Origin of the sequence: Dysosmobacter sp. HCP28S3_G4, from assembly GCF_052065175.1 — a bacterium.
Taxonomy (GTDB): Bacteria; Bacillota; Clostridia; order Oscillospirales; family Oscillospiraceae; genus Oscillibacter.
On sequence record NZ_JBQHUP010000064.1, the window covers coordinates 1 to 11997 of the forward strand.

Sequence of the window (11997 nt, forward strand, 5' to 3'; positions counted from 1 at the left end):
GGAAATGGAATGACTCTGCCCATTTCCTATTTTCGATTCTATTTTCCCGAATATGTGCTGAAAACCCGGTTGCCGCCTAATTGCGCAACCGGGTTTCTCGACAGCCTGAAGCGGGGACGAATGTCCCCGCTTCATACTGATTTCTTTTATTACGCGTTTTTCAGCGGCCTCTTTTTCAGGCTGGGCACCGGGATCTGCGCCAGGATCACCGCCGCCAGCATCAGGACGCAGCCCAGATACTCCCGGCCGGTCATCTGCGTGTGGAGGATCACCGCGCCGGACAGCGTGGCGAACACGGACTCCAGACTCAGCAGCAGGGAGATGACGGTGGGGTTGGAGTCCTTCTGGGCCAGGATCTGGAGCGTATAGCCGCCGGCGCTGGAGAAGATGCCCACGTACAGGATGGAGCCGGCGGCCATCTGGATGTCCTGCCAGGAGGACTCGCCGTAGAACACCATGCCCACGGCGGAGAACAGCATCACAAAGAACAGCTGCGCACAGGACAGCTCGATGCCATTCACCTGCATGGCGAAGTGGTCGATGAGCAGGATCTGTCCGGCGAAGCAGAAAGCGCACAGGATGATGAGGAAGTCCCCCTCCGCGATGGAGAGAATGTCCTCCTGGATGCACAGGAAGTACAGGCCCGCCACCGCCAGAGCCACGCTGAACCACACCGTCCAGGAGGCTCTTCTGCGCAGAAAAATCCCGATAATGGGCACGATGACGATATACAGTGCCGTGATGAAGCCCGCTTTACCGGGAGAGGTGGTCTCAATGCCCTTCTGCTGGAGGTTGGAGCCCGCGGCCATGGCCAAGCCGCACCAGAAGCCTCCGATCAGCAGGGTCTTCCAATAGGCCGGGCCGCTGCGCTTCGCGGCCTCCTTCCGGGTCCTACGCAGAAAGACGCAGATGGCCAGCAGGGCCAGAAAGCCTACAAAAAAACGGGAGGTACTGTAGGTGAAGGCGTCCACATGTTCCGCGCCCATGCTCTGGGCCACGAAGGCCGTGCCCCAGATAAACGCCGCCATAACGGCACAGAAATTCTGCCGCATTCCATTTTGTCTCATGGTCCTTGCTCCAAACATAAAAAGATGATAGAATCAGATGTGGGCGCTTCCGCCGTTTTCGGCAAAGCAGGCACATATTTTAAAAATATAGCACCGGGCGCAGAAAATGGCAAGCCCTTTTGACAATTTTTAGGCCGCGATACAGGCGCGGCCCCGGGAAGGAGACAGCGTATGCTTCTGTTCGATATGGACGGCACCCTCACGGACTCCAACGGCATCTGGAAGGACGTGGACCGGACCTTTCTGGCCCGGCGGGGCATGCCCTATACCCACGCCTACTACGAGGGCGTGGCCCATACCATCTTCCCGCTGGCGGCAAAGTTCACCAAGGAGTTCTGCCATCTCAGCGAATCCTGCGAAGAGATCATGGCGGAGTGGATGGACCTGGCGGAGGGAATGTACGGAAAGGTGGCCATCAAGCCCGGCGTCCGGGCGTATCTGAAGCAGTGTAAGGCAGAGGGCCGCCGGATGGCCGTGGTGACCTCCGCCGTGCCGGAGCACTGCCGCACCGCCCTGCGGCATCTGGATCTGGAGAAGTACTTTGAGCGGGTCATCTTCGCCCAGGAGCTGCAGCTGGAGAAAAAGGAGCCGGAGATCTGGCTCACCGCCGCCCGGGAAACCGGCGCGGCGCCGGAGGAATGCACCGTGTTTGACGACAGTCTGGCCGCCTGCAAGGGCGCCCGTGCCGCCCGGATGCGGACCGTGGGCGTCTACGATCCCTACTTTGCCCAGGATGAAAAAGAGATGCGCAGCTTCTGCGACGTGTATATCAAGTCCTTTGAGGAACTGCTGTGGATGCCGGAACGAAAGGAGAAACAAAAATGAGCGATCAACTGAAAAACGCCCTGACCGAGGCCCTGGAGGAGCCCGGTGTTCTGGGCGGACGCCGCTTTACCTATGAGACGGTGGAGGGCCTGGACTTTTCGGAGCTGGACTGCCGGCGGGTCATCTTCCAGTCCTGCCGGTTTGTAAACTGCGACTTCTCCGGCGCCGCCTTTTACGACTGCATCTTCCAGGAGTGCGAGTTCCAGTCCTGCCGGTTCACCGCCAGCTTCTGGAAGAGCACCCGGTTGGAGGGCTGTAAGGCCGACGGCTGTGATCTCCAGCGGGCCCGGATCCGGGAGTCCGTGCTGGACCGCTCCCTGTTCCGGTACGCCAATTTCTCCGGCAGCGTGTGGGACCGCGCCTTCGCCTGCGGCTGCGATCTGAAGGAAGCCTCCCTGACGGAGATGAAGCTCGCCGCCACCGAGTGGTCCGCTACAGACCTCACCGGCGCGGAGCTGTGCCGCAGCAGCCTGAAGGGCATGGACCTGACCTCCTGCACCCTGGACCGGATCGTCCTGACGGAGGGCTGCGGGGAGCTGAAGGGCGTGAAGATCGCCGCCTCCCAGGCCGCCGTGGTGGCCCGGATCCTGGGCATTGAGGTGGAGGACTGAGGGGCAAAGCTTCTTTGCTTGCCTGCAAAGGCCCTCTGTGGTACGGTCTTCTCATGCAAGGACAGGAGGGTGCTTTATGAATTTCAAGAAATCCAATACCGTTGGAATCAGTATCTCCGCCGCCCGGAAAGCCGCCGGACTGTCCCAGGAGGCGCTGGCCTCCCGGCTCCATGTCACCCGGCAGACCATCTCCAACTGGGATGTCGGAAAATCGATGCCGGATATCGACAGCCTGAAACTGCTGGCGGAGGCGCTGTCCGTTCCCGTGGAGCAGCTGATCTATGGAAAGCCTCAGGGCAGCGAGAAGCAGGGCTGGAAATACGAGGAGCTTCTGAACGAGGACTTTCTGATCTGGCTCTGTACCGTCCTGTCCCAGCTGGTCCTGGTTATGGGACTGCTGTGGGGCCTCCGGTCCGGCAGCGGTGCCGGCAGCGACGGACATGGTGTTGTGTTCCGCTTCTATTGGGGCGACGCTTTCCCCATCTGGGCGGCCAGCGTCATTGCGGCCGTGATCCTCGCCGCACAGGCGAAGATCCTCCGTCTGCTGGAAAAACAATCAGACAGAACATAAATACGGAAACCAGCGGCGCCGGAAAAATTCCGGCGCCGCTGGTCTTTTTTTCAACAGAGCTTACAGCTTCTTCATGTGCGTCCCGGCGTATTTCAGCATCAGGCGGCGGGGCTTCTCCTCCCCCTCAAACTGGATGGACACCAGGGCGTCGCCGGACATGGGCTGGACGGACAGCACCTCGCCCTTGCCGAAGGCGTCGTGCTGCACCGCGTCCCCGCACTCCAAATGGAGGCTGGGTCCTGCGGAGGGCGTGGGCCGGGCGGCGGAGGCCGCCGTCTTCCGGACGGGCCGAGGCTGCTCCGTGGGCCGGTAGGAGTGGACGCCGTTGCTGCTCCAGGTCCCGGCGGACCGGGGGGATACCCAACTGTCCCCCTGGGGCGCGGACCGGGGCGTTCTCGCCGCGCCGGTCTCCCAGGTGCCGTAGCCGGTGGTGCGGGTCCTTCCGCCGCCCCAGCCGATGTCCCAGCCGCCGTCCTCGCCCCAGGCGCCGGTGGGCTGGGGCTGTTCTTTTCCCTCCCACTCCAGCTTATCCTCGGGGATCTCCTCCAGAAAGCGGGAGGGCAGGCTGGTGGTGGTACGGCCGTACAGCATCCGCTGGCGGGCGTTGGTGAGGGTCAGCTGCTCCTTGGCGCGGGTCATGGCCACGTAGCACAGCCGCCGCTCCTCCTCCAGTTCCTCATGGTCGTAGGCGGCGGCGCTGTTGGGGAACAGCCCTTCCTCCATGCCCACCACGTATACCGCCGGGAACTCCAGACCCTTGGCGGAGTGCATGGTCATCATGGTGACGCAGTCGTCCTCCCCCTCCAGGGAGTCCAGGTCCGTGTACAGGGCGATCTCGTTCAGGAAGCCGGATAGGGTCGGGTCCTCCGGCTGATGCTCCAGAAAGCTCAGGATGTTGGATTTCAGCTCCTGTACGTTCTCGATGCGGCCCCGGCTCTCGATGTCGTTCTTCTCCTCCAGTGCCCGGACGTAGCCCGTGCGGTCGCAGACGGCGTCGTAGAACTCCGGCAGGGCCAGCTGGCCCCCCAGCTTTCGGAGCCCGTCGATGAGATCCGCAAATTTCAGCAGCTTGGCCGCCGGGGTCTTCAGCTCCGGAAACAGGTCGGCGTTCCGTATGGTCTCGTACAGGGACAAGCCCTGCTCCGCAGCAACCGTCTGCACCTTCTCCACCGTGGTATTGCCGATGGCCCGGGCCGGGACGTTGATGATCCGCCGCAGCCGCAGGTCGTCCAGGGGATTGTTCAGCACGCAGAGATAGGCCAGCATGTCCTTCACCTCCGCCCGGTCGAAGAACTTCATGCCGCCCACGATCTTATAGGACACGGCGTTGCGCTTCATGGCGTACTCCAGTGCGTTGGACTGGGCGTTGGTGCGGTAGAGGATGGCGTCGTCCTTGAAGGCCCGTCCCTTGCTTCTGGCCGTCAGGATGTCCCCCACCACGAAGGCCGCCTCGTCGCTCTCGCTGAACACCGTCCGCACCCGGACCTTCTCGCCCTCGCCGTTCTCCGTCCACAGGGTCTTGCCCTTGCGGCCCTCATTGTTTCTGATGACGGCGTTGGCGGCGTCCAGAATGTTCTGGGTGGAGCGGTAGTTCTGCTCCAGACGGATGACCCGGGCACCGGCGTACTGCTGCTCGAAGCTGAGGATGTTCTCGATGTTGGCGCCCCGGAACCGGTAGATGGACTGGTCGTCGTCGCCCACCACGCAGAGGTTCTTCCGCCCGCCCGCCAGCAGGGACGTCAGCAGATACTGGAGGTGGTTGGTGTCCTGATACTCGTCCACCAGCACGTAGCGGAACTTGTTCTGATAGTATTCCCGCACCTCCGGGCACCGCTTCAGCAGCGTGACGGTGTGGAAGATCAAGTCGTCGAAGTCCAGGGCGTTGGCCGCACGGAGCTTTTCCTCGTATCTGGCGTAGATTTTGGCGATGCGGGCCAGACGCCAGTCGCCGTTGGAGGCCTCGTTGGCCCGAAAGTCCTCCGGCGTCTCGTACTTGTCCTTGGCGGTGCTGATGACGCTCAGCACCTCCCGGGGCTGGAAGGACTTCTCCTCCAGCTTCAGCTCCTTCACCACGTCCTTGATGACCCGCTTGGAGTCGTCGGTGTCGTAGATGGTGAAGTCCTTGGCGAAGCCCAGCTTATCGATGTCCCGCCGCAGGATGCGGACGCAGGCAGAGTGGAAGGTGGAGGCCCACACGTCGTTGGCCCGGAGGCCCAGCCGTGCGGCCAGACGCTCCTTCAGTTCTCCCGCCGCCTTGTTGGTGAAGGTGATGGCCAGGATCTCCCAGGGACGGGGCACGTCCACCGCGCAGAGGGAGATCATTCTCCCCCGCTCTGTCTCCTCCGGCTCTGCGGCGTACCGCTCCAGAAACGCCAGATCCTCCTCCGCGGCGTCCGCCGGGACATAGTCCGTGTCGCTGCCCTTTCCGTAGGTCAGCAGATTGTACACCCGCTGGATCAGCACCGTGGTCTTGCCGCTGCCCGCGCCGGCCAGCAGCAGCAGCGGCCCTTCGGTGGTCAGCGCCGCCTGGCGCTGCATGGGGTTCAGCCGCTGGAAATCCCGGGCGATGGCCTTTCTCCGGGCTGCGATGTATCGTTCGTTGAAGTCCTTCATATGTTCACCCGTCTTCGTTAGTCTCGGGGTCTATTTTAAGACAAAACAGCGGCGGGGTCAACCATGGGATGGGAAAATCCCGCCGGAACCCTCCTTTTGCCCGCACGGAGCGGACAAAGCCGTTACAATTGTCCGGCCCCTTCATATTTCTACAGTTTCTTCTGCCTGTCCAAATTATAATGTTGCAGGATAGGCATTCATGGACAACATCTCATGGAGACCGACGCGGAGGGAGGGATAGCAAGCGCGGCGTCCGGCAGATTGCCATCTGCCGCCATGGCTGTCTATGGGACCGCGGCCCGGATCTTATTCTGACCGTTGCGCCGTTGGTCCCGTCTCTCCAAATTACATGAACTGTAAAAATCTCCGGGAAAGCAGGTACTTCAATGATATATGCCATTCTTCTGTTCGCCGTGACTTATATCCTGATGCTGACCTTCAGCAGATACCGTCCCTATATCGCGCTGGGCTCCGCAGCCATCTTCATCATCACCGGGATGCTGCCCCTCCGTGATATCGCCGGCTCTGTGGACTTCAACGTGCTTTTGATGATCGCGGGCACCATGGGGCTGGTCCAGCTCTTTATCGACAGCAGGATGCCCGCGCTTCTGGCCGATCTGGTCATGGAAAAGGTGCCGAACGTCCAGATGGCCGCCGTTGCGCTGGCGCTTTTCGCAGGCGTCATCTCCGCGTTCGTGGACAACGTGGCCACCGTTCTCATGGTGGCTCCCATCGCACTGGAGATCTGCAGAAAGCTGAAGACCGATCCCGTCCCCTTTATCATCTCCGTGGCTGTATCCTCCAATCTGCAGGGCGCCGCCACGCTGGTGGGCGACACCACGGCCATTATGCTGGGCTCTTACGCGGACATGAGCTTTATGGACTTCATCGTCTATGAGGGAAAGCCCGGTATCTTCTTCGCTGTGGAGCTGGGCGCCGCGGCTTCCGCTTTGATCCTCGCGTGGCTGTTCCGGAAAGAGAAGAAGCCCGTCCCCCGTGGGGCACAGCGGACGGCGGTCACGGACTTCGCGCCCACAGTCCTGCTGGCCGGCATGATTCTCCTGCTCATCGCCGCCTCCTTTGTCCCCGACAAACTGTCCGTCACCAACGGACTGATCTGCGTGAGCCTGCTGGCCGTGGGAATGCTGCTCCGCTATGGAAAGACCCATGACCGGTCGGCCGCAGTAAGTCCTGTCAAGGCCATTGATCTGGAAACCATCGGACTGCTGTTCGGGCTGTTTCTGGTCATCGGCGGCATCACCCACATGGGCGTCATCGACGCGGCGGCGGCGCTTCTGGCAAAGCTGGGCGGCGGGAACGTCTTTCTGCTCTATACCGTCATCGTCTGGGCCTCCGTTCTGTTGTCCGCCTTCATCGACAACATCCCCTATGTGGCCACCATGCTTCCCGTGATCACCGGACTGGCGGGGGCGCTGGGCATCCCGCCGGCCCTGCTGTACTTCGGACTGCTGTCCGGTGCCACCCTCGGCGGAAACTGCACCCCCATCGGGGCATCGGCCAATATCGCAGGCATCGGTATCCTCCGCAAAGCGGGCTACGAGGTCAGGACCCGGGACTTCGTCCGTATCGGCATCCCCTTTACGCTGGCGGCGGTCATCCCCGCGTACATCTATTTCTGGCTACTGTACAGCTGAAAATGCCAAACAGCGCCCATGACGGAACGGAGCTCCCGTTCCGTCATTTTTTGTAACCATTTTCAGGTTGACAAATGTCTACCTTTCTGATATGGTCATGGTAGACAAATGTATACCATATTCTTCAAACGAGGTGCTGGCTATGAAAGTGAATCTGTCCGACGCGGAGTGGAAGCTGATGAATCTGCTGTGGGAGCAGTCTCCACGGACCATTATGGAGCTGACGGCGGCGGCCCGGGAGGACACCGGCTGGTCCAAGAACACCGTCATTACCATGCTGTCCCGGCTGGAGGCCAAGGGGGCCGTCCGGCACGAGGAGGGCGGACGGGCCAAGCGGTACTTCCCCGTCATCTCCCAGGCGGAGACGGCCCGGGAGGAGACAAAGAACTTTCTGGACAAGGTCTACGGCGGCAGTCTGGGCCTGATGATGAGCGCCATGGTGGACAGCCGGGCGCTGTCGGAGGCGGATATCGCGGAGCTGTCCGCCATTCTGGACAAGGCGGGAGGCGACAAGTCGTGAAAGACGTTCTCATCACCTCCTCGGTGCTGATCCTGGCGATCCTGGCGCTGCGGGCGGTGTTCCGGAAGACCATCTCCCGGCGGGTGCAGTACGCCCTGTGGGGACTGGTGCTGCTGCGGCTGCTGGCGCCGGTGAGTCTGCCCGCGCTGCAGCACAATGTGCTGACGGCGGCGGAACCGGCGGCAGCGACCGTCTCCCGGCAGCTGGAACAGCGGAAGGTCTACGTCCTCCCCACCGGACAGGTGGACCTGCCGGAGGAGAGCCGCCGGAATCCGGAGCTACAGCCCGGCTATGAGATGGTGCCCACCTCCATGGGAGTCATGGTGGTGGATGACGGCGGAGAGACCGCCACGGTCTATGCCGGCTGGATCACCGGCGTGGAAGCCCTCCGGTGCGTCTGGTGCGGCGGCATGGCCGTCATGGCCTGCTGGTTTCTGGTCTCCAACCTGCGGTTCTGGCGGAAGATCCGTCAAGCAAGAGCGCCTTACAGTGTTGAAAATTGCAGATATTCCGTCTATCTGGTGGAGAACGGACTGCCCTCCCCCTGCCTGTTTGGCCTGTTCCGCCCTGCCATCTATCTGACCCCCGCCGCCCTGGCGTCTCCCGACAGCCTGCGGCACGTCATCGCCCATGAGACCACCCACGCCCGCCATCTGGACCCGCTGTGGTCCCTGCTGCGGTGCCTGTGCCTGACGGTCTACTGGTTCGATCCGCTGGTGTGGGCGGCGGCGCTGGTCTCCCGGACGGACTGTGAGCTGGCCTGCGATGAGGGCGCTCTCCGGCGGCTGGGTGAGGCGGAGCGCATTCCCTACGGCCGGACGCTGCTGGCCCTGGTGCCGGTGCGCCGGACTCCCGCCGATCCCCTGCTGTCCGCCACCACCATGACCGCCGGAAAGCGGCAGCTGAAGGACCGCATTACCCGCATCGCGGAGAACCAGCAGACCGTGTCGGCGGCGCTGTTTCTGGTGCTGGCGCTGGCGGCGCTGGCCTGTGTGGCCACCTTCACCGGAGCCAAAAGCGGGGAAGCCGCCGCGGAGGCCGTCCTTCTGACGGCGGAGGAGCTGGAGCAGTTCAGCCAGGACTTCTCCGGACCCTATCACAGCATCCGCAGCCAGTTTTTGAGTTCCGTCTATGAGCGGCCTGAGGACATCGACATGGCCCAGCTGTTTTACAACGGCACCGGTCTGCCCGGGGCCATGGGCGAGGAGGAGCGGCAGCAGGTGGTGGACACCTTCTGCGGCGGAGAGGACCCGGGTCTGGATCTCATCAAGCTGCCCGCCGGGGATGTGGACGCCGTTCTGAAACAATATACCGGCCTGACTCTGGAGCAGACCCAGGCGCTGGGCATGGGCGCCTTCCACTATCTGGCGGACTACGACGCCTACTACGCTTTCCACGGCGACACCAACGCCCGGGGCGGCGTCGTGTTCTCCTTGTGTGTGCGCCAGGGAGATCTGGTGCGGCTGTACTACGACGACACGGACTTCGACTTCACCGGCTGGAAGTGCGTCACCCTGCGGGAGTATCCCGGCGAGCCCGTGGACGGCTTCCCCTATTACTTCGTCTCCAACCTGCTCCGCGACCCGCCGCCGGAAGCCGTTACCGTCTCCTCCACCGTCTACCCCGACTGGGAGCCGGAACTGACCATTTCGCTGGACGGCACGCCGGCCGTTGATATCCCCGACGCAGAGATCACCCTGGGGACCAACGACTGCGCGGAGGTTCTGAAATCCCAGGTCCTATCCGGACTGTACTCCGTCTGCTTCTACAAGTCTGCGGACGGCAACACCTACGCCGCCCTGCATGTCACGGACACGGACACCTGGACCGCCCTGCGGTTCCGGACCATCGGCTATGACGTGTGGCCGGAGGCGCTGTCTATCCATCCCTTCACCAATGTGCTGGGCTGTGACGGCTTTGCCGTCTCCTATCAGACCATGATGGGGACCCGGACGACGGAATACTACGCTCTGGAGGAGAACGACAGCAACCCGCTCCGGCCCTCCCTGCGCCTGCTGTTCCAGAACACCGGCACCGTCACCGCACTGGACTGGGACGGCGACGGCCAGCAGGAGCTGCTGTGGGAGCCCATCGCCCCGGAGGAGGGCGAGGAAGGCCCCTTCCTGTACTTTCTGCGGGACGGACAGATCCATCGGGCCAATCTGCGGGCGCTGGTATCGGACGCGTGGCCCCGGCTGGACTGGTGGGATTACAGCTATCCGGACACGGAGAACCACCGTCTGGTGTTCCGGGGCTTCCTGAAGAGGCTGGATTGGCTGGACGGCATACAGCCCTATTTCCTGCGCTATCTGTACTTTGACGGGGAACGGCTCCTGCTCTACAAGGACCAGCGGCAGACCGTGGACCACATGCTGGAGGACGTCTCCGGGCCGGACTACGCCATGGACGCCGCCAAAGCCCACGTCCAGGAGAAGCTGGCCTGGTGGCAGAGCCACTCCGGCGGACAGAGCTACATCGACGGCGAATGGCGGGACACCGGCGAACCGGCGGAGTGGGACGACTGGCGCATCACCGCTCTGGAATATCTCCCCGTCCGGAGCATCAGCAGCCAGAGGCCCGAGGTGCAGGCGGAGGTGTATTCCCTGGGCTATGAGCTGCACACCGCCACGCCGGAGAAGGTGCTGCTGGCCGGCGGCATGAACATGGATGAGGACAACTGGGTAGGCGGCTTCTATGACGAGGACTGTTATCTGGTGTTCCTGACGGACAAAGACGGCGGCCGCACTCTGCTGAAAAGCTGCATCGACCCCGTGGTGAGCTGGGACGCCCCCATGTTCTCCGCCGGTGTGGCAGAGACGCTGGCAGCCGCCGGCGCCCTTCGGTTCTCCGAGATCAATCCGGAGTTCCTGGCCCTGATGTTCTATGACCGGGGCACCTGGTTCCTCAATGAGCTGGGCAAGTCCGACGCCCAGGAGCAGGTGAAGGCCCTTCGGACGCTGGTGTCCTACCGGAACACCGCCGGTTCCGGCATGGCCTACCTCATCGACGATCCCATGGAGGCCCTGCACTGGAACCAGAACGGTCTGACGGAGGAAGGTCTTGCGGCCTACGCGCGGCTGAAGGACATCTACAGCAGCGAGACCGGCCAGACCCCGGGCGATCTGGCCCAGGAGGTCATGGACGCCGTGGTGTCCTCCGGACAGGTGACGCTGTCCCTGACCACGGCGGACAGCGAACAGGGGCGGAATCAGGGCGGGACGTACACCGTGGACGCTGACAGGGGCAACGGCCCCAACCGCGCTCTCGGCTTCGGCTCCGGCTTCCAGTGGAGCGTTTCCGGGGACACGGATCTGCCCGTCGGCGCCGGGGCGTCCTTTCTGACGGTCTCCTCCCCTGACGGCGGCGCGTCCATCCAGTGCTGGGATGGCAGCGACACCGTTCTCTGCACCATCAACGGCGTCCGGACGCTCCTGTCCGCCCGGGCGGAGCAGGAGAACGATGTGTTTGACGTCAGCGTCTTCGCCTATCTCCGGCTCTGGTTCGACGAGGCAGAGTGGCGCGCCCTCACCGACGGCATCGTCATCCCGGACCGGGGGCAGAGCCATCAGGAGATCGCCCAAGCCTGGGTGGACGCCCGTAACGCCGTCCGCTTTCAGGTGACCCAGGGCAGCCGCTGCGCCTACAGCTATGTCCGGAGCGTCGCAAGGGAGGCGGAGAGGATCCCGGAGACTGCCTATCCCGAGAATACGGTGGGCAGAGAGCGGTTCTACTTTGAGTACGACACCGTCTTCGTCCCCGCCAACCAGACCGCCCTGATGTACAGCATGGCGGGCAACACCGGCGACTACGCCGGTCAGTACGGCGAGGCGCCGGAAGGGGCCTTTATGTACAACCGGATCGGCCCCATGTACCTGACGGAACAGGGCTGGCGCTGCGACGGCGTCGGCACCGGGCCGTAAGGCCTCTCCCCTTCTCTGCGCATACAACGGGAAAAGTGGGGGGGGGGGGGGGGGGGGGGGGGGGGGGGGGTGGGGGGGGGTGGTTTTTTTTGCTGGTGGGGGGGGGGGGGGGGGGGGGGGGGGGCGCGCGGGGGGGGGGGGGGGGGGGCGGGGGGAGGGCGTCGGGGGCCGGGTGGGTTTGGGCGTCCAGCGGGCGCGGCTGCGGAGCCTCGACG

At 63.3% G+C, this 11997-nt stretch carries 8 protein-coding genes; 6 read left to right on the top strand and 2 right to left on the bottom strand.

Features of this window, described 5'->3' with window-relative positions; translation table 11 throughout:
- Nucleotides 1–149: 149 nt before the first annotated feature.
- Nucleotides 150–1067: a DMT family transporter gene (locus ACTNBU_RS11515; protein ID WP_441034105.1), complete on the bottom strand. Its 918-nt coding sequence runs from the start codon at nucleotides 1065–1067 to the stop codon at nucleotides 150–152.
- A gap of 171 nt (nucleotides 1068–1238) precedes the next feature.
- On the opposite strand from ACTNBU_RS11515, the gene ACTNBU_RS11520 reads away from it, so the two are divergent.
- From ACTNBU_RS11520 to ACTNBU_RS11530, 3 genes are all read left to right on the top strand, one after another.
- On the top strand, nucleotides 1239–1892 hold the full coding sequence (locus ACTNBU_RS11520) for an HAD family hydrolase (RefSeq protein ID WP_441034107.1): 654 nt from the start codon (nucleotides 1239–1241) through the stop codon (nucleotides 1890–1892).
- Nucleotides 1889–2503 (top strand): pentapeptide repeat-containing protein, encoded by a 615-nt coding sequence (locus ACTNBU_RS11525; protein ID WP_441034109.1) that lies wholly within the window; start codon nucleotides 1889–1891, stop codon nucleotides 2501–2503. Before ACTNBU_RS11520 ends, ACTNBU_RS11525 begins: the two co-directional genes overlap by 4 nt.
- A gap of 76 nt (nucleotides 2504–2579) precedes the next feature.
- Nucleotides 2580–3074 carry a helix-turn-helix domain-containing protein gene (locus ACTNBU_RS11530; RefSeq protein ID WP_441034111.1) on the top strand — a complete coding sequence of 165 codons (495 nt, stop codon included), beginning with the start codon at nucleotides 2580–2582 and terminating at the stop codon, nucleotides 3072–3074.
- A 60-nt stretch (nucleotides 3075–3134) separates the two neighbouring features.
- On the opposite strand, the gene ACTNBU_RS11535 is transcribed toward ACTNBU_RS11530, so the two are convergent.
- Nucleotides 3135–5687: an ATP-dependent helicase gene (locus ACTNBU_RS11535; RefSeq protein ID WP_441034113.1), complete on the bottom strand. Its 2553-nt coding sequence runs from the start codon at nucleotides 5685–5687 to the stop codon at nucleotides 3135–3137.
- A gap of 386 nt (nucleotides 5688–6073) precedes the next feature.
- On the opposite strand from ACTNBU_RS11535, the gene ACTNBU_RS11540 reads away from it, so the two are divergent.
- The 3 genes from ACTNBU_RS11540 (at nucleotide 6074) to ACTNBU_RS11550 (ending at nucleotide 11782) form a co-directional block, all read left to right on the top strand.
- The gene (locus tag ACTNBU_RS11540; RefSeq protein WP_441034115.1) at nucleotides 6074–7342 is read left to right on the top strand and encodes an SLC13 family permease; all 1269 of its coding nucleotides are present in this window, start codon (nucleotides 6074–6076) and stop codon (nucleotides 7340–7342) included.
- Nucleotides 7343–7484: 142 nt separating this feature from the next.
- Complete coding sequence (locus tag ACTNBU_RS11545; protein ID WP_441034116.1) at nucleotides 7485–7862, top strand: BlaI/MecI/CopY family transcriptional regulator; 378 nt, start codon at nucleotides 7485–7487, stop codon at nucleotides 7860–7862.
- On the top strand, nucleotides 7859–11782 hold the full coding sequence (locus tag ACTNBU_RS11550) for a M56 family metallopeptidase (RefSeq protein WP_441034118.1): 3924 nt from the start codon (nucleotides 7859–7861) through the stop codon (nucleotides 11780–11782). The genes ACTNBU_RS11545 and ACTNBU_RS11550 overlap by 4 nt, the downstream gene beginning before the upstream one ends.
- The last annotated feature ends 215 nt before the right edge of the window (nucleotides 11783–11997 follow it).